Here is a 24,042-nt window from a genome sequence, read left to right on the forward strand (position 1 = left end):
CCCGGCGGGTCTAGAACTGCAGCGCGCGGTAGCGCCAGTCCAGCACCTGCCGGTCCGGCTCGCCGACCGCGTAGACCAGCGACCGCAGCGTCAGCACACCCGTGTCAGCCGATTCGACGTGCAGTTCGCTGTACAACGTGTCGCCCTCGTGGACGGGGCCGGTGTGATCGCAGGACTCCCAGCCCAGCACCGTGGCGAGGTTGGGCAGCAGCCGGTTGGCCTGCGCGAACGCCAGCCCGATGGTGTGTCCGCCGTACACCAGCCGCTGCCCGCCCACTCGCGAATCATGATGTGTGGCAGCGATGTTCAGGGTGAGTCGGGCCAGCTCGGGGGCGCTGCTGACCACGTCGCCGGTGCTGTGCAGCACCGTACCGGCCAGCTGCGGGTCGAAGTGCGGGCCCGGCACCTTGCGGCGGAAGGCCTCGCCGTCCCAGGTTTCGGTGGGGTTCACCGCCGGTGGGACCGCCTCGAGCGCGGACAGGTCGTCGCCGCGGGTCGCGGCGTCTTCGGGCGCCCAGCCCGGCCCGGCCGGCAGCATCGCGCAGCGGTAGAAGTCCAGCACCAGTTGATCGGCCTGGTCGATCGTCGTCATGCGCAGTGCCGCCATCCCGGTGGGCGCCCGCCCCGGCTTGGCCGTGTTGGCGCGCAGACCCACGACTTCGGTCCGGGTGTAGAGGGTGTCGCCGATCACCGGGAACCGGTGGAACGTCAACCCGCGGTAGAACAGATTGGCTTTGACCCGCTGAGTGGCCAGCGTCGACTGCCCGATCGCCACGTCGCACACCAGCCCCGGGTGCGCCAGCGCGGCCGGTGCGCCCGTCACCGCGAAGCACAGATCGGCGTCCAGGGCCAGCCGCAGCCGGTCCCCGACGATCCCCTGATGCGCGGCGGCCAGCCCCGGCGACAGGGTGACCGAAGGCGCCCAGTCGAACACCTGCCCCACGGCGAGATCGTCGAAGTAGGGGCCGCCCTCGCGCACCGCTGCATACCCGTCAGTCACGAAATGCCATGCTGGCAGGCTGTCTCAGCGAGGGTCAAACACGCGCTTCGCCGAGAGTGAATATGACGACGCGACACGCCGGTCGCACGTCGCCCCGTTCACGCTCGGCCGACAGCGGGAAGGAGTCGGGTGAGTACTGAACTCAACGAAGACGAGGCGATGCTGGTGGCCACCGTGCGGGCGTTCATCGACCGCGATGTGCGGCCCACCGTGCGGGAGGTCGAGCACGCCAACACCTACCCCGAGGCCTGGATCGAGCAGATGAAGCGCATCGGCATCTACGGCCTGGCCATCGACGAGGACTACGGCGGTTCACCGGTCTCGATGCCGTGTTATGTGCAGGTGACCCAGGAACTCGCCCGCGGCTGGATGAGCCTGGCCGGCGCCATGGGCGGGCACACCGTCGTCGCCAAGCTGCTGACCCTGTTCGGCACCCCGGAGCAGAAGCGAAAGTATCTGCCGCCCATGGCCACTGGCGAACTGCGTGCCACCATGGCGCTCACCGAACCGGGCGGCGGCTCCGATCTGCAGAACATGACCACCACCGCGCTGCCGGCCGCAGACCCGGATACCTTGGTGGTCAACGGTTCCAAGACCTGGATCAGCAACGCACGCCGCTCCGGGCTGATCGCACTGTTGGCCAAGACCGACCCGAACGCCACCCCGCGGCACCAGGGCATCTCGGTGCTACTGGTCGAACACGGGCCGGGTCTGACGGTGTCGCGGGATCTGCCCAAGTTGGGCTACAAGGGCGTGGAATCGTGCGAGCTTTCGTTCGACGACTTCCGGGTTCCGGCCGCCGCCGTGCTCGGCGGCGTTATGGGCAAAGGGTTTTCGCAGATGATGAAGGGCCTGGAGACCGGACGGATCCAGGTGGCCGCCCGGGCGCTGGGCGTGGCGACCGCGGCGCTGGAGGACGCGCTGGAATACGCCCAGCAGCGTGAAAGTTTCGGCCGGCCGATCTGGAAGCATCAGGCCGTCGGGAACTACTTGGCTGACATGGCAACGAAACTCACCGCCGCTCGCCAGCTCACCCGCTACGCGGCGCAACGCTACGACAGCGGGCAGCGCTGCGACATGGAGGCGGGCATGGCCAAGCTGTTCGCCTCGGAGGTGGCCATGGAGATCGCGCTGAACGCGGTTCGCATCCACGGCGGCTACGGTTACTCCACCGAATACGACGTCGAGCGCTATTTCCGGGACGCGCCACTGATGATCGTGGGCGAGGGCACCAACGAGATCCAGCGCAACGTCATCGCCGCACAGCTGGTGTCGCGCGGCGGAATCTGAGCGCAACGCGGGTCCGCTTCGGCCTGCCCGCACACCGATGGGTGCGCTATATTTGCCTGACTCGCCACGAGGCACCAGCAAAGTGGCGACCCAAGGGAAGGCAGCGGCCATGAGTTATCCGTCGGACCCGTACGGCGCCAACCCGGGTTGGCAGGGCCAGCCGCCGCCGGGCTACGGCGGGCCGCCGGCTTACGGAGCCGGCCCGGAGCCGGACAACTACCTGGTGTGGGCGATTCTGAGCACCGTGCTGTGCTGTCTGCCGGCCGGCATCGTGTCGATCGTCTACTCCACCAAGGTCTCCGGGCTGTGGGCACAGGGCCGCTACCAGGAGGCTCAGGACGCCTCGCGCAACGCCAAGAAGTGGGCCATCATCAGCGCCATCGTCGGTGCGGTGGTGATCGTGGTGTCGATCATCCTGTACGTGGTGCTGATCGCGGTGGCCGTGTCCAACGCGCCGTCGACCACCTACACCACCTATTCCGGCTACTGAGCAAAGCCGATCGCGTCCACCAGACCCCACGCCAGCGCCGTCTGAGCGTCGACGGTGTGACCGGAGAGCACGAGATATGCGGTGCGCCAACGGCCTATGCGCCTGGTGACGCTGACCGTGCCGCCCGCACCGGGTAGCAGACCCAGGCCCAGCTCGGGCAGGCCGAACACGCAGTCCGGCGCCGCCTGAACCCACCCGCAGAACGCCGCCATCTCCAGTCCGCTGCCCAGCACCCGTCCGTGCACCTGCGCGCGGCACGCCGGTCCGAGCCGGGCGGTGAGTTCGTCGAGCACCAGCGCGGGGCTGTGCCGGGTGCGCGCCAGGTGAGCGCTGGCCGGGTCGGCGAAGCTGCCGAACTCGGCGAGGTCTCCCCCGCTGCAGAACGACGGACCGTTGCCGCTCAACACGATTCCGGTCACCGACGAGTCCAGCTGCGCCACTGCCAGCGCCTCCAGCAACGCCGCGCGGGTCCCGGTGCAGAAGGCGTTGTGCCGCTGCGGCCGGTTGAAACTGATCCGCAGGATGTCGCCGTCGCGTTGCACCGTCACGGGATTGACGCTGTCCGGCACCCGGGCGGGTCCGCGCTGCGCGAGCCAGCGGGCGAACTCCGGCCCGGACTGCAACGTCGAATAGGCCAGCGACTCGGTGATCAGGCCGGCCAGGGTGGCCCCGGCGGGGTCCAGGCAGCGCAGCACGTCGTCACAGACCGCGCTGGCCAGCGGCCACTGCCGGCAACGTTGCGTCAGCTCGGCCAACACCCGCGGCACCGAATCCACGACCACCACCCGGGGATCGTCGCACCGTTTCTCGGACAGTGTGAAAGTCGCTGTGTCCAGCCAATACTCGCTGTGCGGCGACCCGAAGGCGACGATCACCCCCGGCGGCGCAGCCGTGTCGGGCTGCGGCACGAGGGACAGATCGACCACCCGCAGGGTCACCCCGAATACTTCTCGATCAACTCGTTCTTGTAGAGCTTGCCGGTGTCGGTCCGCGGCAGTTGCGCCTCGAACACGATCGAGCGCGGACACTTGAAGTGCGACAACCGTTCTCGCAACCACTCCGACAGCTCCTCGGCGAATGCCTCGGTGGCGTCGGCCGGGTCGACGGTCTGCACCGCGGCCATCACCCGCTGGCCCATCTCATCGTCGGGTACGCCGAATACGGCCGCGTCCAACACCTTCGGGTGGGTGACCAACAGGTTCTCGGTCTCCTGCGGGTAGATGTTGACCCCACCGGAGATGATCATGTGGTGGCGTCGGTCGGTCAGGTACAGGTAACCCTCCTCGTCGAGAAAGCCGATGTCCCCGACGGTCATCCAGCCGTGTGTATCACGCGAGGCCGCGGTCTTCGCCGGATCGTTGAGGTACTCGAAGGAGTAGCCGCCTTCGAAGTAGATCTCGCCGGGATGTCCGGGCGGCAACTCCTTGCCGTCCTGCCCCAGGATGTGCAGCGCGCCCGCCATGGGCCTACCCACCGAACCCGGATGGGCCAGCCACTCGTCGGCGGTGATCAGCGTCGAACCGATGGCCTCCGAGGACGCGTAGTACTCGTCGACGATCGGGCCCCACCACTCGATCATCTGCTTCTTGATCAGCACCGGACACGGCGCCGCCGCATGCATCACCCGCTTCAGACTGGACAGGTCGTACGAGTTGCGCACGGCATCAGGTAGTTTCAGCATCCGCACGAACATGGCCGGGACGAACTGGCCGTGGGTCACCCGGTAGCGCTGGATCGCGTCCAACGTCCCTTCGGGATCGAATTTCTCCATCACCACGGTGGTGAGGCCGGCCGCCTGCACCGTCAGCGACCACACCGACGGCGCGGTGTGGTACAGCGGCGCCGGGCTCAGGTACACGGTGTCGGGGTCCATCCAGAACCCGACCAGCGCCGACATCATGCCCGGCGCGTCTTCCGGTGGCACATGGGGCAATTCGCGCTTGATGCCCTTGGGCCGGCCGGTGGTGCCGGACGAGTACTGCAGCAGGTCGCCTTCGATCTCGTCGGGGATCGGGGTATCCGGTTGATCTGCGACGCAATCCGGATAGCATTGCCAGCCCTCGAGGTCCCCGTCGGCAAGGAGCAGCAACCCCGGCAACCCCTTGGGAAGGTGCTCACCCAGTTCCGCACAGAGATCCCGCATCGCGGCCGAGCCGACGATTGCCTTGGCGTTGCTGTTGTCGACGATGTAGGCCGCCTCGCCCGCGGCCAGATGGGTGTTGATCGGGACGTAGTACAACCCGGCGCGCCGGGCCGCCCACATCACCGCGTGCATGTGTTCGTTGTTCTCCATCAGGATCGCGACGGCGTCACCTTCGCGCAGCCCGTGAGCACGGAAGTAGTGCGCCAGCCGGTTGGCGCGCGCCTCGAGTTCCCCGAAAGTCACGACGGTGCCCGACGGATACAGGATGACGGCGGGCTTGTCGGGATGGGCCTGCGCGTGCGGGCGAATCTGCATGGCTGAATGCTACGAAGTCAGCCAACGAACGGTGCGCCCACCGTCGGCAACACATGCCGGCGGTTCACCAGCAGCGCGCCGATGGCCAGCACCGCATACACTCCGCTGAGCGCCAACCGGCCTTCGGTCGAGGCGACCGGGAACTGCACCACGAACAGCGCCAACAGTGCCCACGCCGTGTAGCGGTGGAAGCGCAGCGCCAGGATCAGCGCCACTCCCATCAGGGTCTGGGCCGCGGTCAGCAACATCTCCTCGATCTGCCTGCCGTCCAGCACCAGCGCGGCGCCACCGCCGCCGGCCAGATGCGCGATCGGCAGCGAGCCCACCAGCAGGGTCCACTGGTTGACCTTCGACGAGATCAGCGTGGCGATCGCCGCGGTGCCCTTGCCCCGGCTGGCGAAGATGATCGCAATCACGAATTCCGGCGCTTCCGACGCCAGCGGCGCCAGCCATTGCACCAGCAGGAACCGGTCGACGCCCAGCTCGGTGCCGGCCCCGATCAGGCTCTCCGCGAACGGTTTTGCGCACGCCAGCACCACCCCGGCGGCAACCGCGAACAGGGTGATGACGGCGATGCGCCGGGTCCGGTCGGGCAGGGCGCCCAGGGCCGCGGCGGTGCCCATCAGTTCGGGCTCCTCCACGACGCCGCGGCTGAGCCGGTAGAGATAGAACCCGAACCAGCCCAGCAGGGCGATGCCGAGCGTGATGTGGATACGGCCGGTCGCCGGAACCGCGAACGCGGCGATTCCCGCGAACAGCAGGAAACCCAGTTCAACCCGGTTGCCGCGCTCGAGCTGCAGCGCAGCCGTCGGCCCACTCGCCTTCCGTGCCACCCACAGCGCCACCAGCACCACCACCGGCCAGCCGAGGCCCATCAACAACCGGTTGGAGCCGGTCATGTTCGCCGCGGCGTACTGCGTGTATTCGGCGTGGGAGCCGGACTGGTAGGCGTAGTACAGGTCGACGGCGTATTCCGGCAGCACCGCGATCAGGGCGAGGACGGCGATGGCCAGACCGCCGGAGACGTCGATTTGTGCCGCCTCCGCCGCCCAGGCGAGCAGAAAACTCGCCGCGACGACGGCCGCCCCATAGACGACCAGCGACACCACCGGCGTGGGGTGCAGCCCGGCACAGCGCACGACCAGCGCCGGTGCGATGAAAATCAGGGTGGTCAGCAGCGAGCGCAGCAGTGCGTCTGCGGGGGTCCGGGTCCGACGGCGTTCGGCGATCAATGCCATTAGCGTCCTTCGGTTCCTGCGATCCGGGCCCCGTCGGCGTCGGCGAGACTTCGGACCGACGGTTATGTCGGCCGAAGGTCTCGCTCGCCGGAAACTTCCCGGTGGATGACCGGGCGTCCGAACTGAATCCGGAACCGCCAGTATGTCGACCATCCGCAGCCGCCGACTTGATGCCGACGATCTGGAACTACTCCCCTTCGCTACACCGAGGCTAACCTTATTTCGGACGCCTGGCAACTTAGCGAAGCTACAATTTTTTGCGTGTCGCCAACCTTTATTTGCTGCTCAATGGCCTGAAGATAATTCTTCGCCTAGCCAAACAAATCGATTTGGCAAACCTTCACCAAGGCTTCAGGCCTTGAAAATCTCGATGTCTTCCCGGATCAGTTCCGCGGGCAGCGACGCGTCTTCGACGACCAGGTGCCAGGCGGTGTCCGCGTCGTAGGCGACCGCCGAAGCGACGTCTCTGGCCGCTGCCACGGGGTCACCCTCTCAGCGCCGCGCCGAGATCGCCCGCCGCGGCCGGTAGCGCGACGGGCGCGGTGGCCGGCGGCCTGCTGCCCGGCGCGGCCAGGATCTCGATGTCCTTCATGACGATCTGCCCGGGCAGAGCGGCATTCTCGGCGAGCAGTCGCCCGGCGGTCTGTATGTCATACGCAACCGCCGAGCCAACGTGCCACCACGCGCCCGGTCGCCCGAACCGCGCCTCGACGGCCGCCGCATCCAGCGCGGCCCTGGTGAAGCGCGCCGCGCCGGCGACCTCGGCGTCGTTCGCCGCCACCCTGGCACTGACCATGGACCCGTTGGTCTCGACCACCTGCCCGACGCGCGCGCCGATATCGCCGAGTGCCTCCTGCCACGGCGCGATCTGAGCTGCCGCGGCCGACGCCGCACCGTGATACCCCACCAATGCGGACACGTTCTGCGCCCACAACTCGTCGTAGGCGCCTTCGATTGCCGCGATCAGCGGACCGTTGAGGCCCAGGAAGTTCGACCGGATCGCCGACACGAACTGCAGGCGGTTCGCCCGGACCGCGACCGGATGCGCCACCGCGGCCTTGGCCGCATCGAAAATTGCCGCCACCGATTTGGCCTGGGTGGCGGCGGTCACGGCTCGAACCGCCGCGCCGTTCAGGAAGTCCCGGTATCGAGCGGCCACGGCCGTCATCGCCACCGATGAAGGCCCCTGCCAGGCCCCGCTCGCCAAGTTGGCCGTGACCGAGCCGAAAGATGCCGCGGCCGAACCCAGTTCATCGCCCAAGCCGGCCCAGGCCGCGGCTGCACCCAGCATCGGGCCGGAGCCCGCGCCGGAATACATCTGCGCGGACGTGATCTCGGGCGCCAACATCGCGAAACTCATGGCCGGGACTCTACGACGGAGTACCGCGCCGAATTGACGTTTCCGCAGAAACCGCCGGACCAGCGGCTACTCCGCGTCGCGCAAGCGCTCCTTGAGCGCGTCGAACTCGTCCCGGATGCCCGTCGGCAGCTTCTCTCCGACGAACTCCAGCCACTCCTCGATCAGCGGCAGTTCCGCGCGCCACTCCTCGGTGTTGACTTCCAGCGCCGCGGCCACGTCACCGGCCTCGACATCCAGGCCGTCGAGGTCCATGTCCTCGGCCGCCGGAACGGTGCCGATCGGGGTGGTGCGCCCGCCGGCCTTGTGCTCGATGCGGTCGACGATCCACTTCAGGACGCGGCTGTTCTCGCCGAAGCCCGGCCACAGGAAGCGACCGTCGTCGCCGCGGCGGAACCAGTTGACGAAGAACACCTTCGGCAGCTTGGACTCGTCGGCGTTCTTGCCGAGGTTGATCCAGTGCTGGAAGTAGTCGCCCACGTTGTAGCCGAGGAACGGCAGCATGGCCATCGGGTCGCGGCGTACGTTGCCGACCTTGCCCTCGGCCGCGGCGGTCTGCTCACTGCCCAGGGTGGCGCCGATGAACACACCGTGCTGCCAGTCGCGGGCCTCGGTGACCAGCGGGACGGTCGTCTTACGGCGACCGCCGAACAGGATGCCGGAGATCGGCACGCCCTGCGGGTCGTCCCACTCGGGAGCCAGGATCGGGCACTGCGACATCGGGGTGCAGTAGCGCGAGTTGGGGTGCGCGGCTTTGGTTTCCGTCTCTCGGATGTACCAGTCGTTGCCCTTCCAGTCGATCAGGTGGTCGGGCTCGCCCTCCAGCCCTTCCCACCAGACCTCGTGGTCGTCGGTGAGCGCGACATTGGTGAAGACGGTGTTGCCGGCGGCCATGGTGCGCATCGCGTTGGGGTTGGACTTCCAGTTGGTGCCCGGCGCCACCCCGAAGAAGCCGAATTCAGGGTTGACGGCGTAGAGGCGGCCGTCCTTGCCGAACCGCATCCAGGCGATGTCATCGCCGAGGGTCTCGGCGCGCCAGCCCGGGATGGTCGGCTGCAGCATCGCCAGGTTCGTCTTGCCACACGCCGAGGGGAACGCGGCGGCGAAGTAGTAGGCCTTGTTCTCCGGCGAGATCAGCTTGAGGATCAGCATGTGTTCGGCGAGCCAGCCCTCGTCGTGGGCCATCGCCGAGGCGATGCGCAGCGAGTAGCACTTCTTGCCGAGCAGGGCGTTGCCGCCGTAGCCGGAGCCGTAGCTCCAGATCTCGCGGGTCTCCGGGAAGTGGGTGATGTACTTGGTGTCGTTGCACGGCCACGGCACGTCGGCCTGGCCCTCCTCCAAAGGCGCGCCGACCGAGTGCAGGGCCTTGACGAAGAACCCGTCGTCGCCGATCTTCTCCAACGCGGCCTTACCCATCCGGGTCATGGTGCGCATGGAGACCACGACGTACTCGGAGTCGGTGATCTCGACGCCGAGCTTGGGGTCCTCGGCACCCAGCGGACCCATGCAGAACGGCACCACGAACATGGTGCGGCCGCGCATGCAACCGCGGTACAGGTCCGTCATCAGCGAGCGCATCTCGCCCGGGTCTTTCCAGTTGTTGGTGGGACCGGCGTCGATCTCGTTCTCGGAACAGATGAAGGTGCGCGACTCCACGCGGGCGACGTCAGACGGGTCGGACAGGGCCAGGTATGAGTTGGGGTGCTTCTCCGGATTCAGCCGGGTGAAGGTGCCGGCCTCGACCAGCTGGTCGGCCAGCCGGTTGAACTCCTCCTCGGAGCCGTCGGTGAAGACCACCCGGTCGGGCTGAGTGAGCTCGGCGACCTCCTGCACCCAGGACAGCAGCCCCTGATGGTTGGTGGGTGCGTTGTCCAGGCCGGGAATGGTCGCTGAGGTCATCGAACTCTCCTGAATTCTGGTGCTCGGTAATCGTCGGTTCCAGTGGCATGCGTGTTCAGCACACTTAGCGCTTTCTTATTCAGATTATCGCGCATCACTTGTCGCGTAAGTCCCAGGAGGGTATAAGCCTGCTCACAAGACCGATTCAGAAAGGTCTGTTTTCGTACCGCGTCGAGGTTTCGGCCCGAGAGATTCCCCGCCGCTTCGGTATACCCGGTTCGCCGAGTTCTGCGCGCACCGCGTCGAGCGCGGCCTGGATGGTCGGCATCTCCCGGTCGCGCACCGCCGCGGCCCGCGCCGCGGCCAGGGCATGTTCGCGCAGCTCGCCGTCGATCGCGCTGACCTGGTCGGTGACCCGGACGTTCTCCGCCTCATCGTGGGCGGTGACCTCGGTGCTGAGCAGCGACTCGGCCGCCAGTACCCGGCCGGCCACGAGCTGTTCGGCGACCGCGCGCAGCGATGCCGTCGCGTCGTCCGCCCAGCGGTCCAGCACGGCGCGGTCGCTGAGCAGACTGCGCACACTGACCACCCACGCCGTCGTCGCCAGCCCCACCGCCACGCACGCCGCGATTCCCGCGGCGGTCAACCCCGGGTGCAGACCGGCGGTCAGACCTGCGATCAGCCGACTCAGCGTCAGCGCCACCCCGAGCCCGAACACGGCGCCGAAGACCATCATCAGCCGCATCTCGAGGCGGCGTGACTTGAGCTGAGGTGGCGAGACCGGGACCGTCGGTATGTTGACCGGCGGCAGGTCCAGCGGCGCCCCCATGGTCGCCGCGACCTCGGCAAGGTGGGCGTCGGCGGCCGCGACGCTCTCCCCCGCCACCTCATCGAGCCGGGCCTGGGCAGCTGAGGCGAATCCAGGGATCTCCCGCCGGGACAGCCCCGCGATGTCCTCCTGGATTTCACCGCGCAGCGCGGCGGCCCGGTTGCGCGCGCCGTAGGACAGCTGGACCCTGGCCTGCTGGATCTGTCCGCGCAGCGTGATGGTGCGCTCCGATCGCGACTGGCGCCGTTGCCGCAGGGTCGCGCTGCGCTCGTCGCGCAGGGCATCGACCCGCGCCTGCCGGCCGGCGCCGTCGGCGTCCCGGTCGAACCGCTGGGCCACCGTCCGCAGCCGCGATTCCCAGGCCCGCAGCCGGTTGCGGCGGACCAGATCGGAGTCCGCGAGTTGGGCGGCGACGATGACGACCAGGTCGTCGACCTGCGGCCGGCCCAGCTCCGGAGCGGCCGCGGCGCCGACCCACGGCACGTTGCCGTACCGCGGTGCGTGGGCAGCCAGCGTGTCCCGGTTGGCGTCGAGCACGTCCCTCCAGCCGAAATGGACGTCGATCTTGGCCACCACGGCCACCACGGCGTCGGTGTTCTCGGCCGCGGCGTCCAGCAGCAGGCAATCGGAGGCGGTCATCGGGGCCGAAGCCGACACCACGAACACCACCCCCTGCGGCGCCTCGCCGGCTCCCAGCTCGCCCGACTCGACGAACGTCCGGTGCGGAATCCGTTGTCGCAGCGCGGCAGCCACGCTGCTGACCCCGGCCAGCCACGGCCCCGTCACCAGCACCACGTCACGCCGGTTGATCGCCGGTGGACCCAGGTTCGGCCCGACGGCCGCCACCATGGCATCGACGCGGGCCGCGGGATCGTCGCGGGTCACCTCGGCCCCTGAGACCACAGGCGCAACGCGCCCCTGGCAATGTCCGCGCCGCAGGCGCGGTGCAGGCCACTGCCCGCCGAACGGCGGTAGCGCTGCCAGTGCGCCGCACGCTGCAGCGGCTCCTCCGGGCCGGCTTCCAGCCCGCAGGCCTGGGCGGCGTCCAGCGCGGCGGCCATCCGGGCGACCACGGTGTCGTCGGAGCTGAGGAATCCGCCGATGGCCGGATCCGTGACGGCCAGGGCCTCCAGCTCGGTCACGGCGTCCAGCACCCGGCGGTAGCGCGCCGGAGCTCCGGCGGCGACAAGCCGGTCGACCACCTCATCGACGCCGCTCAGGCGTCGCCACAGCGCCCGCACCTGCGCGGGTCCGCTACCCTGCCGCAGCGCGGCGACCGCCAGGGCGACCCCGAACAGATCCAGGCCGGCCAGCAGCTCTCGCGGTATCGGAGCCGGCGCGGGTTCCGCGGCCAGCGCGCGCAGCGCCGCCCAGCGCGCGGCGCCGGGGTCATCGAGCGCGTCGAACGCGGCCACGGCCAGCAGCCCGCTCATCGGGAGCACCGGCACCCCGAGACGTTCGGCGAACTCGGGGCACCGTGCGCTCGCCGCGGCCATCGGGCCGTCACCGCCGAAGCCGGTCAGGTCGGCCTTGTTCAGGACCGCCAGCACCGAGCCCGGCGCCGAGTCCTCTGGTTTGACGGCCTCGGCGATGACCTGAACCTCGAGGTCGGCGCCGCTTTCCAGCACGGTGAACCACCGGCTCAGGGTGCGCGCGACCGTGCTGCGCCCCACCCCCCGTCGCCCGCGGACCGTCACCCGCAGCGGCGCCGCAACCCGTTCGGCCACCGCCATAACACGCTGGTCAGCGGCCTCCCGGGCGAATCGCATGAGCTCGTCGGCGAAAATCTGCTGCCCCCCGTCCCCTCGATGTGCACCCGCACCGAATGGTGGCATCTACCTCGCCGGCGCGCGAGCCAGGTCCCCGCCTGATACCAGCCGAAGGCAACTGTTGGGTATCAATCTGGACCAGAGGCGGCTACACCCGGCCTTCATGGGCCACCATGGACGGATGCACGCGCAACCCGGGGTTGGGTTACGGCCCGACGCGCCCTGGGGCTATCTGCCTGCCTCGAGTTTCCGGTCGCGGCGTTCGGCCCTGTCCGACGCCCAGCGCCAGACCTGGGAGCGGCTGTGGCCGCAGCTCGGCCGTCAGGCCGACACCCCGCCCGGCGAGACCCCGGACGCACCTCTGGATACCCGGGCCTGGTTCGGCCGCAGCGCGCCGCTCGTGCTGGAGATCGGGTGCGGCAGCGGAACGTCGACCCTGGCGATGGCGCAGGCCGAGCCGGACATCGACGTCATCGCGGTGGAGATCTACCGCCGCGGCCTGGCGCAATTGCTGTGTGCCATCGACGCTGAGCAGGTGAGCAATATCCGGCTTGTCCGCGGCAACGGCGTCGACGTGCTCAAAGACCTGATCGCCCCGCAATCGCTGACCGGGGTTCGAGTCTTCTTCCCCGACCCGTGGCCGAAGGCGCGCCACCACAAGCGCCGGCTGCTGCAGTCCGGCACGGTTTCCCTCATCGCCGACCGGCTACTCCCCGGGGGTGTGCTGCACGCCGCAACCGATCATCCCGGCTACGCGGAGCACATCGGCGAGGTCGGCGACGCGGAGTCCCGGCTCGTCCGGGTCGGCACCGACACCGAGTCACTACCGATCTCCATCAGTCGTCCCACTACCAAGTACGAGACGAAGGCTCAAGAAGCGGGCAGTCGCGTCTGCGAGTTCGTATGGAAGCGGATCTGAGCACATGAGCATTACTGAAGAAGTGGAAACGGAGTCCTCCGATTCGCTGGCACCCATGCTGAGCCTGGCCGAACCGATCGCCAAACCGGTCAAGCGGGTTCTGCTGGTGTGGGACGCCCCGAATCTGGACATGGGCTTGGGCTCGATCCTGGGCCGGCGGCCCACGGGCGTGGAACGGCCCCGGTTCGACGCGCTGGGGCGCTGGTTGCTGACCCGGACCGCCGAGGTCGCGGCCGCCATCGGGGCGGCCGAAGACGTCCGGGTCGAGCCGGAGGCGACGGTATTCACCAACATCGCACCAGGCAGCGCCGAAGTGGTGCGGCCCTGGGTGGACGCACTGCGCAACGTCGGATTCGCCGTCTTCGCCAAACCCAAGATCGACGAGGACAGCGACGTCGATCGCGACATGCTCGAACACATCGACCAGCGGTTCGGAGAAGGCCTCGCGGGCCTGGTGGTGGCCTCGGCCGACGGTCAGGCGTTCCGCCTGCCGCTGGAGGCGGTGGCCCGCGCCGGAACCCCAGTACAGGTGCTCGGATTTCGTGAACACGCCAGTTGGGCGCTAGCGTCGGATACCTTGGAGTTCGTCGACCTGGAGGACATTGCAGGCGTTTTCCGGGAGCCACTGCCGCGAATCGGCCTCGATTCGCTACCTGAGCAGGGGGCTTGGCTGCAGCCGTTCCGACCGCTGTCGTCGCTGTTGACCTCGCGTGTGTGACAACCAAACATCAAAACGCGGGTCTTTGAAGATCTTGAGGATCCAGTAAGGAGCTTACGTGTTCGCCTGGTGGGGTCGAACTGTGTACCGGATCCGGTACATCGTAATCGGGGTCACGGTGGCTCTGTGCCTGGGCGGTGGCATCTTCGGTCTCAGCCTGGGCAAGCACGTGACGCAGAGCGGTTTCTACGACGACGGCAGCCAATCGGTGAAGGCCTCGGTGCTCGGCGACCAGGTCTACGGCCGCGACCGTACCGGGCACGTCGTCGCGATCTTCCACGCGCCCAACGGCAAGACCGTCACCGACCCCGCGTGGTCGAAGAAAATCTCCGACGAGCTGAACCAGTTCGTTGCCGACCATCCCAAAGAGGTGTTCGGCTGGGCCGGCTACCTGCGGGCACCCGACAGCACCAGCTCGGTCATCAAGGGCATGGCGACCGACGACAAGAAGTACACGTTCGTGTCGATCCCGCTGAAGGGCGACGACGACGACACCATCCTGACCAACTACAAGACCATCGAGCCGGCACTGCAGAAGCTCGACGGCGGCACCGTTCAGCTGGCCGGCCTGCAACCGGTCGCGAGCGCGCTGACCGGCACCATCGCCACCGACCAGCGCCGCATGGAGGTGCTGGCGCTGCCGCTGGTGGCGGTCGTGTTGTTCCTGGTCTTCGGCGGCGCGGTCGCGGCCTGCCTTCCCGTCATGGTCGGCGGTCTGAGCATCGCCGGTTCGCTGGGCATCCTGCGGTTGATCGCGATGTTCGGGCCGGTGCACTTCTTCGCCCAACCGGTGGTCTCGCTGATCGGTCTCGGTATCGCGGTGGACTACGGGTTGTTCGTGGTGAGCCGGTTCCGGGAAGAGATCGCCGAGGGCTACGACACCGAGGCCGCGGTACGGCGCACGGTGATGACGGCGGGCCGGACGGTGGTGTTCTCGGCGGTGCTGATCGCCGCTTCGGGTGCCAGCCTGTTGTTGCTGCCGCAAGGTTTCGTGAAGTCGCTGACCTACGCCCTGATCACGGCGGTCTCGTTGGCCGCGATCCTGTCCATCACGCTGCTGCCCGCCTGCCTGGGCGTGCTCGGCAAGCATGTGGACGCGCTGGGTGTGCGGACCGCCTTCCGGGTTCCCTTCCTGCGGAACTGGAAGGTCTCGCGGGCCTACCTGAACTGGCTGGCCGACCGCCTGCAGAAGACCAAGACCCGCGAAGAGGTCGAGGCCGGGTTCTGGGGCAAGCTGACCAACTTCGTCATGAAGCGCCCGCTGGCGTTTGCGATCCCGATCGTCGTGGGGATGATCCTGCTGATCATCCCGCTGGGCAACATGTCGCTGGGCGGCATGAGCGAGAAGTACCTGCCGCCCAACAACGCGGCGCGCCAGTCGCAGGAGCACTTCGACAAGCTCTTCCCCGGCTACCGGACGAATCCGCTCACGATCGTGATCGAGTCCACCAACCATCAGCCCGTCACCGACCAGCAGGTTGCGGACGTCCGCAGCAAAGCGATGCAGATCAGCGGGTTCATCGAGCAGGACAACGACCCGTCGAACATGTGGCAGGAACGCCCGCAGGCGCCGGGGGGGTCCAAGGACCCGTCGGTCCGGGTGCTGCAGAACGGATTGCAGAACCCGGCTGACTCGTCGAAAAAACTCGAGGAGTTGCGCGCGATAACGCCACCCAAGGGCATCGAGATACTCGTCGGCGGGACGCCGGCGCTGGAACAGGACTCGATTCACAGCCTGGTGGACAAGGCACCGCTGATGGTGCTGGTACTGATCAGCACGACCATGGTCCTGATGTTCCTGGCGTTCGGATCGGTGGTGCTGCCGATCAAGGCGGCGGTGATGAGCGTGCTGACGCTCGGGTCCACGATGGGCATCCTGACGTGGATATTCATCGAAGGCCATGGCGCCGGACTGCTGAACTTCACGCCCACGCCGTTGATGGTGGTGATCATCGCGCTGGTGGTCGCGGTCGGTTACGGCCTGGCGACCGACTATGAAGTGTTCCTGGTGTCCCGCATGGTCGAGGCACGCGAAAACGGCATGTCCACCCAGGAATCGATCCGGATCGGCACGGCCACCACCGGTCGCCTGATCACCGCGGCCGCTCTGGTCTTGGCGGTGGTTGCGGGTTCGTTCGTGTTCTCCGACCTGGTGATGATGAAGTATCTGGCGTTCGGTCTGATGGCGGCGTTGCTGCTGGACGCGACCGTGGTCCGGATGTTCCTGGTTCCGTCGGTGATGAAGCTGCTGGGCGACGACTGCTGGTGGGCGCCGCGCTGGATGAGACGCCTGCAGAACCGCATCGGCCTGGGCGAGATCCAGCTGCCCGACGAGCGCAAGCGTCCCGCCAGCAAGACACGGCCGCCGGTGACGGCCGGACTGGTGGCGGCCGGTGCCGGTGCACCGCGCAAGCCGCACGACCCGACGCACCCGGCCGCGTTGACCCGGGCGGCCCAGCCGGAACTGGCGCCCGTACCCGCGTCACCGTCGCCGTCGCCGCAGGTTCCGGTGCGCGCCACTCCACAGGCCACCGAGGCTCCCACCACACGGCTCTCGGCGCCCGGGGCTACCCGCAACGGCCCGGCGCCCCGTCCGGCCGGCCGCGGCCCGGCGCCCAAGAACGCCACCCCGCCCTCTGCCGGCGAGACGAACAAGATGCCGGTGGCAGGCAGCCGCCCGGGGCCCGCCCCGGAACCGGACGCGTCCGACAAGACCGCGGCCCTGCCGGCCCAGCGGCCCGAGGGTGACGATTCCGAGACGGCCACCGAGAAGCTGAACGCCCGCGGTATCCAGGAGGACGGCACGGTGGACACGTCCCGCCGGCGTCGTACCGGCGGCGGTGGGCTGTCCGCGCAGGACCTGCTGCGTCGCGAGGGCCGGCTCTAGAGGGATCGTTTCTCCCGGCGAGTGCCCGCGTTTGTACGGCGACACGCCGCATTCGCCGTACATTTGCGCGCCCTCGCGGCCCGGCTGAATGAGAATCGTTGGCTATGCGCAACTTTCGATCGGTCAACGGTGTCCTCGTCGCAATCGCCGCAGTGCTCGGCACCGCCGGACTCAGCGCTGCTCCGGCGAACGCCGACGGCCCGGTACAGGTGAAGAGCCGCATGGGCGACGTCTGCCTGGATGCACCGGACAGCAGCTGGTTGACAGCGGTGGTGGTCAACCCCTGCAACGGGGCCGACTCCCAGCGCTGGAATCAGAACGGCGAGCAGCTGGAGAGCGTGGCGTATCCCGGGAACTGCCTGACGTCGCCGAACGAGGACCGGTGGACGGCGCACCTCGGGCCCTGCCTGAACTGGTTCAACCAGCACTGGAGCCCCCAGCCCAACGGCCACATCATGATCAGCCTGGATGGGTGCCTCACCGTCCTGGGCGGTCCCAACCCCGGGACGTGGGTGTCCACCCGGTTCTGCGGCGGCGACGTCGACCAGGGCTGGGATCTGGTGCCCTAGCCGTCCGGCTTGTCCGGCTTGTCCGGCTTAGCCTGCAAAATCGCCGACACCTCTTCGTCGTTGGCCTGCTCTTCCGCCTCGGCCTCCGGATCGCGGGCCAGCAGCACCTGCATCGCGTTGTTCAGGAATGCCACCGTCGGAACGGACAGCAAAGCACCGACGATGCCGGCCAGCACGCCGCCGGTGGAGATCGCCAGCACCACCGCCAGCGGGTGAATGGACACCGCACGGCCCATCACCAGCGGCTGCAGTATGTGCGCCTCGAGCTGATTCACCACGATCAGCAGGCCGAGCGTCAGCAGCGCGTAGAGCATGCCCTTGGCCAGCAGCGCCACCACCACGGCCAGCAAACCTGATACCAGGGCACCGATCAGCGGCACGAAGGCACCGAGAAAGACGATGGAGGCCAGCGGCAGCGCCAACGGGACCCCCATGATCGCCAACCCGGCGCCCACGCCGGCCGCGTCGGTCAGCGCGACCAGGAAGGTAGCCCGGATGTATCCGGTCAGGGCGCCGTAGCCCGCGTGACCGGCCGCGTGCACCCGGTCGCGGACATGGGCCGGGAAGATCTTCTGCACGTACTGCCAGATGTTGCGCCCGCCGTACAGGAAGAAGATCAGGGTGAACAGCACCAGGACGGCCGCCGTGACCAGCTCGGTGATGGTGGCGGCGGTGGACAGCGCGCCGCTGGTCAGCTTCGCCTGATTGTTGCGCAGGGCTTCGATCGCCGCGTTGCCCGCGTTGTCGATCTGCTCGCGGCGCAGGTGCGCGGGGCCCTCGATCAGCCATCTACGGCTGCTGTCGATGCTGTGCTCCACCTGCTTGACCAGATCGGGCACACCCACGATGAACTGGCTGACAACGAACGCCAGGATGCCGCCCAGGATCGCGAAACCGCTCAGCAACACCATCGTCACCGCGGCGCCGCGCGGCAGGCCGTGCTCGTCCAGCCAGTCGACCGCCGGCACCAGCAAAGCGCTGAGCATCAAGGCCAGCAACACCGGCACCACGATGACTTCGAGCCGGTCGACGACCCACAGCAACGCGACGGCGGCGGCGACGATCACCAGCAGTCGCCAGGACCATGCCGCGGCTTTGCGAACCAGGGGGCTTACCGCTTCGTCGTCCAACGTTGCCGACATTGGGCCAGCCTATCGGGATCTCCGGCAAACCCGGCCGCCACGATCCGGTTACGACCTCAGAACAACGCCGACACGTCAGCGACGTGCAACGATGCGCCGGCGGCCGGCCCGGCTACCCTGATGCGATGTCGTCTGACGCCGGTGCCCGCAAGTTTGCGGGCATACGCCTCGCCCGCGGCGAGAAGCCGGCGCGCGGCAAACACTGGTGGCTGCGGTGGGTGGTGCTGTCCGTTGTCGCGGTCGTGCTCGGCGTCGAGGTGATTCTGGTGCGCGACCAGCTGGCCAAGGCGTGGACGAGTCTGTTCGAGGCCAACTGGTGGTGGCTGGTCGCCGCGATGGCGGCCGCCGCGGCGTCGATGCACAGCTTCGCCCAGATTCAGCGCACGCTGCTGCGTTCCGCCGGCGTGCATGTCAAGCAACTTCGCTCGGAAGCGGCCTTCTATGCGGCCAATTCCCTGAGCACCACGCTGCCCGGCGGTCCGGTGATCTCGGCGACGTTCCTGCTGCGCCAGCAGCGCATCTGGGGCGCCTCGACGGTGGTGGCGTCCTGGCAGCTGGTGATGTCGGGCGCCTTGCAGGCGGTCGGTCTGGCCGTGCTCGGGCTGGGCGGTGCGTTCTTCCTGGGCGCCCGGAACAACCCGTTCTCGCTGCTGTTCACCCTAGGCGGCTTCATCGCGCTGTTGTTGCTGGCGCAGGCGGTGGCGTCCCGCCCGGAGCTGATCGAGGGTATCGGCAGCAAGGTGCTGTCCTGGGTCAACTCCATCCGCGGCAAACCGGCAGACACCGGCCTGGACAAATGGCGCGAAATCCTGATGCAGCTGGAGTCGGTGAGCCTGAGCCGGCGCGACCTGGGCGTGGCGTTCAGCTGGTCGCTGTTCAACTGGGTCGCCGACGTCGCGTGCCTGGGGTTCGCGGCCTACGCCGCCGGTGACCACGCCTCGGTCGCCGGCCTGACGGTCGCCTATGCGGCGGCCCGTGCGGTCGGGACGATCCCGCTGATGCCCGGTGGCCTGCTGGTGGTGGAGGCGGTGCTCGTCCCCGGGCTGGTGTCCAGCGGCATGGGGTTGCCGAACGCGATCTCGGCGATGCTGATCTACCGCCTGATCAGCTGGCTGTTCATCGCCGCGATCGGCTGGGTGGTGTTCTTCTTCATGTTCCGCACCGAGAAACTCGCCGCGGACGGCGACGACGACCCGCCCACCGATCCCGAACTACGGGTGCCGGACCTGCACGCCATGGCCGACCCGGCCGACTCGGCGCTGCAGGGACCGTTGCCGCCGCTGGACCCGGCTGGCTAGCTGCCCGGCTTCGGCGCGGGCTTCGGCGCGCTGGTCGGCGCCGCGACGGCGGGCACGCCCGGCACCGGCGCCGTGCCGGCGGCGGGCGCGGGGCCCGGCAGCGGCGCGGCGGGAGCACCGCCGGCCGGCAGACCCGGCAATCCGCCCCCGCCCTGGGCCGCCTGCACCATGCTGAGCGCCTGCGGCAGCGAAATCGGCAGCTTGCACTGGGTGCCCAGCTTGTTCAGCGGGTTGGCCAGCCCCTGCATGTCCAGGGCCACCTTGGGATTTGCCTCGAAGTAGGTCTTGATCGTCCCGAGGGACTGCGGGCCGGCCTGATCCTGCAGGGCGCTGGTCATCACCTGGTTGGTCTCGGGGTGCGAGTCCAGGTAGTCGCCCGTCGACTTGGCCACCGAACCGATGGTGCGGGCCACCTCGCTGGCCGCGCACGGGTCCGTCGAACCGGTCGCCGCGGGCGCCGAAAGAACGGCGCTGCCGGCGCAGGACAACCCGGTCGCGGCCACGACGGCGAACAGTCCCCGGCGCAGGAAGGGCGTACTTGGCATCAATGACTCCTAACGACTTGCCGCCCGAAGTCCCCCCACCGGCGGCCACAGACATCCTGCCATCCCGCCCGGTGGGGCCGCCAACTCAAGCTGACGGCCCACCTCGATCACGACTTAACAACGATCCCGCCAAACCGGTGTCGTCGCAGCTCAGCAACCGATAAGCAGAGCTAGGACTCCGGGCACTCGGGTAGGCTCGCGGGCACGTGCTGCGCAAGAAACACGGGGAGATAGAAAATCCAGCAGTTCATGATGCGGCTGAGCCGCAACCTGCGCAGATTCCGCTGGTTCGTCTTTGCAGGCTGGTTGCTCGCCCTGGTGCCGGCGGTTTATCTGGCTATGACGCAGTCGGGCAATCTCACCGGCGGCGGGTTCGAGGTTGCCGGTTCCCAGTCGCTGGCCGTGCACGACCAACTCGTCGAGCAATATCCCGAGTTGGGAGCATCACCACTGGCGCTGGTGGCCGCCCCCCGTGCCGACGCGACCTATCAGGACATCAACGACGCGGTCGCAGAGCTCAAACGCATCGCCGGCGAGCTTCCGGGCGTCACTGAGGCACCCAACCCGACCCAGCGGCCGCCCCAACCCGACCGGCCCTACGTGGTGACCCTGCGCCTGGACGCCCGCAACCCCGGCACCAGCGACGTCGCCAAGAAACTGCGGGAACGGGTCGGCGTCAACGGCGACCAGTCCGGGCAGACCGCCAACGGCCGCGTCCGGCTCTACGTCATCGGCCAGGGTGCGCTGAGCGCCGCCGCCGCCGCAAACACCAAGCACGACATCGCCAAGGCCGAGGAATGGAACCTGCCGATCATCCTGGTCGTGCTGCTGGCGGTGTTCGGCTCGCTGGCCGCCGCGGCGATCCCGCTGGCGCTGGGCGTCTGCACGGTCGTGGTGACCATGGGACTGGTCTATGCGCTGTCCATGCACACGCCCATGTCGGTGTTCGTGACCTCGACGGTGTCGATGTTCGGCATCGCGCTGGCCGTCGACTATTCGCTGTTCATCCTGATGCGCTTCCGGGAGGAACTGCGCACCGGCCGACAGCCGCAAGAGGCCGTGGATGCCGCGATGGGCACTTCGGGTCTGGCGGTCGTGCTGTCCGGGATGACCGTCATCGCCTCTCTGAGCGGCATCTACGTGATCAACACCCCGGCGCTGAGATCGATGGCCACCGGCGCGATCCTCGCCGTCGCGGTCGCGATGCTGACGTCGGCGACGCTGACGCCGGCGTTGCTGGCGACGTTCTCCCGGGCGGCGGCCAAGAGGTCGCCGCTGCTGCACTGGTCGCGCCGGCCGGAGAGCACGGTGTCCCGGTTCTGGACCCGGTGGGTCACCTGGGTGATGCGACGACCGTGGATCTCCGCGGTGGCGGCCTCGGCGGTACTGCTGCTGATGGCCGCACCGGCGCTGTCGATGGTGCTGGGCAACAGCCTGTTGCGGCAGTTCGACTCCTCCCACGAAATCCGGGCGGGCGTGGCCTCGGCGTCGCAGGCACTGGGCCCGGGCGCGCTCGGTCCCGTTCAGGTGCTGGTGAACTTCCCCGACTGGCCACAGGGACAGGACGCGGTCCCGGTGCGCGCCCAGAAGCTCGCGGCGATCCGCGAGAAGATGACGCAGGCGCCCGACGTCGCGTCGGTGGGGCCGCCGCAATACGCCGCCGACAACAAGAGCGCCGTGCTCAACGCGGTGTTGTCGGTCGATCCCGAAGACCTGCGCGCCCGGCACACCGTCGACTGGATGCGCAGCCAGCTGCCCAGGGTCGGCGGCGACGCCCAGGTCTCCGTCGGCGGCTCGACCGCGCTGATCAAGGACTTCGACGACCAGGTGTCGCAGACCCAGCCCATCGTGCTGGCGTTCGTCGCACTGATCGCCTTCATCATGCTGTTGCTCTCGGTGCACTCGGTGCTGTTGGCGCTCAAGGGTGTGCTGATGACGCTGCTGTCGGTGGCGGCCGCCTACGGCAGCCTGGTCATGGTCTTCCAGTGGGGCTGGGCCGAATCGCTCGGTTTCCCGCATCTCACGTCGATCGACAGCACCGTGCCGCCGCTGGTCCTGGCGATGACGTTCGGGTTGTCCATGGACTACGAGATCTTCCTGCTCACCCGGATCCGCGAACGCTTCCTGCAGACCGGCCACACCCGCGACGCGGTCGCTTACGGGGTCAGCACCAGCGCCCGCACCATCACCAGCGCCGCGCTGATCATGATCGCGGTGTTCTGTGGATTCGCCTTTGCGGGCATGCCACTGGTGGCCGAGATCGGTGTGGCGTGCGCCGTCGCGATCGCGGTCGACGCCACGGTGGTGCGGCTGGTCATGGTGCCGGCGCTGATGGCGATGTTCTCCAAGTGGAACTGGTGGCTACCGGGCTGGCTGGGCCGGATCCTGCCGTCCGTCGACTTCGATCGCCCGCTGCCCGACGTCGATCTCGGCGGTGTCGTCGTCATCCCCGAGGACATCACCGCCGCGATCGCGCCCAGCGCCGATCTGCGGGTGGTGATCAAGTCCGCGGCCAAGCTCAAAAACCTTGCCCCCGATGCCATTTGCGTAGCGGACCCGCTGGCGTTCTCCGGTTGCGCGCGCAAGGACGAGCCGGAAGCGGCCGAAGCCGACACGGTGGCGCTGGCCACCGGCCCGGTCGGCAGAGTCAGTCTCGCGTACCGCAGTGGCATCGCCCGCGCCATGTCGTTGGCCGACCGCCCGATCCACCCGGTGACCTTGTGGCGCGGCCGCCTCTCCGTCGCACTGGACGCGCTGGAAAGCAAGGGGACCAGGAACGGTTTCCGGCGCAGCAGCCCGGTGGAGACCACCAATGTGCAGCTGCCGACCGGCGACCGTTTGCTGATCCCCACCGGGGCCGAAACGCTGCGGTTCAAGGGCTACCTGATCATGAGCCGTAACAGCAGCCGCGATTACGCCGATTTTGCTGACATGGTCGACGCAATGGATCCGGAGACGGTCGCGGTGGTGCTGGCCGGGATGGATAGGTATTACTGTTGTCAGCCTCTCGGCTCGTCTTCGCGATCGCAGTGGATGGCCACCGAGTTGGTTCGGCGGCTCGCGGATCCCGACCCGTCCGACCTCGACGACGATTGGCCCGAGCCCGATGCGAGGGCAGACTGGGAGGAGGTCAGGCAGCGCTGCCTGTCCGTGGCCGTGGCAATGCTGGAGGAGGCGAGGTGACGTTGGCTGCCGACCAGCGAAATCCTGCGCCTGCTACCCAAGGTGTGCGGCGACCGGACCCTGATCAGCCGGTGGAGTTCTGGTCCACCGCCGCGATCCACGCCGCCCTGCAGGGCGGGGACATCGCCACCTGGAAGCGCATCGCCGGCGCCCTCAAACGCGACCCCTACGGCCGGACCGCCCGCCAGGTGGAAGAGATCCTGCGGGGGTCGCGGCCGGTCGGCATCGCCAAGGCGCTGTGGGAGGTACTCGAGCGCGCTCGCACCCACCTGGAGGCCAACGAGCGGGCCGAGGTGGCCCGGCACGTCAAGCTCCTGATGGAGCGGTCCGGCCTGGTGCAGCAGGAGTTCGCCTCCCGAATCGGGGTAGCACCGGAGGATCTCGCGACCTACCTCGATGGCAGCGTCAGCCCGTCGGCGTCGCTGATGATCCGGATGCGCAGGCTGTCCGACCGGTTCGTCCGGGTGAAGAACGAGCGCTCGGCCAACTCTAACTAGCGCTCAACCGGCGC

General features: G+C 68.4%; 20 protein-coding genes. 9 read left to right on the top strand and 11 right to left on the bottom strand.

Annotation, left to right across the window (positions count from 1 at the left end):
• Nucleotides 1–10: 10 nt before the first annotated feature.
• Nucleotides 11–1,000, bottom strand: coding sequence for a MaoC family dehydratase (locus ACNQS7_RS17610; protein WP_418013529.1), 990 nt, complete (start codon nt 998–1,000; stop codon nt 11–13).
• 129 nt (nt 1,001–1,129) lie between these two features.
• Here ACNQS7_RS17610 and ACNQS7_RS17615 point away from each other — a divergent pair, with 129 nt between their 5' ends.
• Nucleotides 1,130–2,290 (top strand): acyl-CoA dehydrogenase family protein, encoded by a 1,161-nt coding sequence (locus tag ACNQS7_RS17615; protein WP_418013530.1) that lies wholly within the window; start codon nt 1,130–1,132, stop codon nt 2,288–2,290.
• Nucleotides 2,291–2,399: 109 nt separating this feature from the next.
• Nucleotides 2,400–2,780: a CD225/dispanin family protein gene (locus tag ACNQS7_RS17620; RefSeq protein WP_055577021.1), complete on the top strand. Its 381-nt coding sequence runs from the start codon at nt 2,400–2,402 to the stop codon at nt 2,778–2,780.
• Here ACNQS7_RS17620 and ACNQS7_RS17625 read toward each other — a convergent pair.
• The 8 genes from ACNQS7_RS17625 to ACNQS7_RS17660 form a co-directional block, all read right to left on the bottom strand.
• Nucleotides 2,774–3,712 carry an enoyl-CoA hydratase/isomerase family protein gene (locus ACNQS7_RS17625; protein ID WP_418016040.1) on the bottom strand — a complete coding sequence of 313 codons (939 nt, stop codon included), beginning with the start codon at nt 3,710–3,712 and terminating at the stop codon, nt 2,774–2,776. The two genes, ACNQS7_RS17620 and ACNQS7_RS17625, sit on opposite strands and share 7 nt — an antisense overlap.
• Nucleotides 3,713–3,714: 2 nt before the next feature.
• Nucleotides 3,715–5,238: a fatty-acid--CoA ligase FadD4 gene (gene fadD4 / locus ACNQS7_RS17630; RefSeq protein WP_418013531.1), complete on the bottom strand. Its 1,524-nt coding sequence runs from the start codon at nt 5,236–5,238 to the stop codon at nt 3,715–3,717.
• A gap of 17 nt (nt 5,239–5,255) precedes the next feature.
• Nucleotides 5,256–6,476 (bottom strand): sodium:proton exchanger, encoded by a 1,221-nt coding sequence (locus ACNQS7_RS17635; protein WP_418013532.1) that lies wholly within the window; start codon nt 6,474–6,476, stop codon nt 5,256–5,258.
• A gap of 351 nt (nt 6,477–6,827) precedes the next feature.
• On the bottom strand, nt 6,828–6,956 hold the full coding sequence (locus ACNQS7_RS17640; RefSeq protein ID WP_418013533.1) for a hypothetical protein: 129 nt from the start codon (nt 6,954–6,956) through the stop codon (nt 6,828–6,830).
• Nucleotides 6,957–6,960: 4 nt separating this feature from the next.
• Nucleotides 6,961–7,836 carry a PPE family protein gene (locus ACNQS7_RS17645; protein ID WP_418013534.1) on the bottom strand — a complete coding sequence of 292 codons (876 nt, stop codon included), beginning with the start codon at nt 7,834–7,836 and terminating at the stop codon, nt 6,961–6,963.
• Between the two features lie 66 nt (nt 7,837–7,902).
• Nucleotides 7,903–9,732 carry a phosphoenolpyruvate carboxykinase (GTP) gene (locus tag ACNQS7_RS17650; RefSeq protein ID WP_418013535.1) on the bottom strand — a complete coding sequence of 610 codons (1,830 nt, stop codon included), beginning with the start codon at nt 9,730–9,732 and terminating at the stop codon, nt 7,903–7,905.
• A 145-nt stretch (nt 9,733–9,877) separates the two neighbouring features.
• Complete coding sequence (locus ACNQS7_RS17655) at nt 9,878–11,350, bottom strand: hypothetical protein (protein ID WP_418016041.1); 1,473 nt, start codon at nt 11,348–11,350, stop codon at nt 9,878–9,880.
• A gap of 32 nt (nt 11,351–11,382) precedes the next feature.
• Nucleotides 11,383–12,270, bottom strand: a complete 888-nt coding sequence (locus ACNQS7_RS17660; protein WP_418013536.1) for a hypothetical protein — start codon at nt 12,268–12,270, stop codon at nt 11,383–11,385.
• Nucleotides 12,271–12,433: 163 nt separating this feature from the next.
• Between ACNQS7_RS17660 and trmB the strand changes: the two genes are divergently transcribed.
• The 4 genes from trmB to ACNQS7_RS17680 all read left to right on the top strand — a co-directional run bounded on the left by trmB (nt 12,434) and on the right by ACNQS7_RS17680 (nt 17,363).
• Complete coding sequence (gene trmB / locus ACNQS7_RS17665; protein ID WP_418013537.1) at nt 12,434–13,189, top strand: tRNA (guanosine(46)-N7)-methyltransferase TrmB; 756 nt, start codon at nt 12,434–12,436, stop codon at nt 13,187–13,189.
• A gap of 4 nt (nt 13,190–13,193) precedes the next feature.
• On the top strand, nt 13,194–13,907 hold the full coding sequence (locus tag ACNQS7_RS17670) for an NYN domain-containing protein (RefSeq protein WP_418013538.1): 714 nt from the start codon (nt 13,194–13,196) through the stop codon (nt 13,905–13,907).
• Between the two features lie 58 nt (nt 13,908–13,965).
• Nucleotides 13,966–16,794 carry an MMPL family transporter gene (locus ACNQS7_RS17675; RefSeq protein ID WP_418013539.1) on the top strand — a complete coding sequence of 943 codons (2,829 nt, stop codon included), beginning with the start codon at nt 13,966–13,968 and terminating at the stop codon, nt 16,792–16,794.
• A gap of 104 nt (nt 16,795–16,898) precedes the next feature.
• Nucleotides 16,899–17,363 (top strand): ricin-type beta-trefoil lectin domain protein, encoded by a 465-nt coding sequence (locus tag ACNQS7_RS17680; protein ID WP_418013540.1) that lies wholly within the window; start codon nt 16,899–16,901, stop codon nt 17,361–17,363.
• Here the strand turns inward: ACNQS7_RS17680 and ACNQS7_RS17685 are convergent.
• Complete coding sequence (locus tag ACNQS7_RS17685; protein WP_418013541.1) at nt 17,360–18,505, bottom strand: AI-2E family transporter; 1,146 nt, start codon at nt 18,503–18,505, stop codon at nt 17,360–17,362. The two genes, ACNQS7_RS17680 and ACNQS7_RS17685, sit on opposite strands and share 4 nt — an antisense overlap.
• A gap of 125 nt (nt 18,506–18,630) precedes the next feature.
• Here ACNQS7_RS17685 and ACNQS7_RS17690 point away from each other — a divergent pair, with 125 nt between their 5' ends.
• Nucleotides 18,631–19,803 carry a lysylphosphatidylglycerol synthase transmembrane domain-containing protein gene (locus tag ACNQS7_RS17690; protein ID WP_418013542.1) on the top strand — a complete coding sequence of 391 codons (1,173 nt, stop codon included), beginning with the start codon at nt 18,631–18,633 and terminating at the stop codon, nt 19,801–19,803.
• On the opposite strand, the gene ACNQS7_RS17695 is transcribed toward ACNQS7_RS17690, so the two are convergent.
• Nucleotides 19,800–20,348: a hemophore gene (locus tag ACNQS7_RS17695; protein WP_418013543.1), complete on the bottom strand. Its 549-nt coding sequence runs from the start codon at nt 20,346–20,348 to the stop codon at nt 19,800–19,802. The two genes, ACNQS7_RS17690 and ACNQS7_RS17695, sit on opposite strands and share 4 nt — an antisense overlap.
• A gap of 249 nt (nt 20,349–20,597) precedes the next feature.
• Here ACNQS7_RS17695 and ACNQS7_RS17700 point away from each other — a divergent pair, with 249 nt between their 5' ends.
• Nucleotides 20,598–23,531 (top strand): MMPL family transporter, encoded by a 2,934-nt coding sequence (locus ACNQS7_RS17700; protein WP_418013544.1) that lies wholly within the window; start codon nt 20,598–20,600, stop codon nt 23,529–23,531.
• On the top strand, nt 23,528–24,028 hold the full coding sequence (locus ACNQS7_RS17705) for an XRE family transcriptional regulator (RefSeq protein WP_310778726.1): 501 nt from the start codon (nt 23,528–23,530) through the stop codon (nt 24,026–24,028). The genes ACNQS7_RS17700 and ACNQS7_RS17705 overlap by 4 nt, the downstream gene beginning before the upstream one ends.
• Nucleotides 24,029–24,042: the final 14 nt, after the last annotated feature.

The organism is Mycobacterium sp. 23 (genome assembly GCF_048287075.1).
GTDB classification, from domain to species: Bacteria; Actinomycetota; Actinomycetes; order Mycobacteriales; family Mycobacteriaceae; genus Mycobacterium; species Mycobacterium gordonae_B.

Coding starts and splice junctions, on each gene's coding strand:
- ACNQS7_RS17655 (WP_418016041.1), bottom strand. CDS start 11,350: ATGGTGGCGGCCGTCGGGCCGAACCTGGGTCCACCGGCGATCAACCGG.
- ACNQS7_RS17660 (WP_418013536.1), bottom strand. CDS start 12,270: ATGCGATTCGCCCGGGAGGCCGCTGACCAGCGTGTTATGGCGGTGGCC.
- fadD4 (WP_418013531.1), bottom strand. CDS start 5,238: ATGCAGATTCGCCCGCACGCGCAGGCCCATCCCGACAAGCCCGCCGTC.
- ACNQS7_RS17695 (WP_418013543.1), bottom strand. CDS start 20,348: ATGCCAAGTACGCCCTTCCTGCGCCGGGGACTGTTCGCCGTCGTGGCC.
- trmB (WP_418013537.1), top strand. CDS start 12,434: ATGGGCCACCATGGACGGATGCACGCGCAACCCGGGGTTGGGTTACGG.
- ACNQS7_RS17700 (WP_418013544.1), top strand. CDS start 20,598: ATGATGCGGCTGAGCCGCAACCTGCGCAGATTCCGCTGGTTCGTCTTT.
- ACNQS7_RS17635 (WP_418013532.1), bottom strand. CDS start 6,476: ATGGCATTGATCGCCGAACGCCGTCGGACCCGGACCCCCGCAGACGCA.
- ACNQS7_RS17650 (WP_418013535.1), bottom strand. CDS start 9,732: ATGACCTCAGCGACCATTCCCGGCCTGGACAACGCACCCACCAACCAT.
- ACNQS7_RS17685 (WP_418013541.1), bottom strand. CDS start 18,505: ATGTCGGCAACGTTGGACGACGAAGCGGTAAGCCCCCTGGTTCGCAAA.
- ACNQS7_RS17690 (WP_418013542.1), top strand. CDS start 18,631: ATGTCGTCTGACGCCGGTGCCCGCAAGTTTGCGGGCATACGCCTCGCC.
- ACNQS7_RS17680 (WP_418013540.1), top strand. CDS start 16,899: ATGCGCAACTTTCGATCGGTCAACGGTGTCCTCGTCGCAATCGCCGCA.
- ACNQS7_RS17670 (WP_418013538.1), top strand. CDS start 13,194: ATGAGCATTACTGAAGAAGTGGAAACGGAGTCCTCCGATTCGCTGGCA.
- ACNQS7_RS17620 (WP_055577021.1), top strand. CDS start 2,400: ATGAGTTATCCGTCGGACCCGTACGGCGCCAACCCGGGTTGGCAGGGC.
- ACNQS7_RS17645 (WP_418013534.1), bottom strand. CDS start 7,836: ATGAGTTTCGCGATGTTGGCGCCCGAGATCACGTCCGCGCAGATGTAT.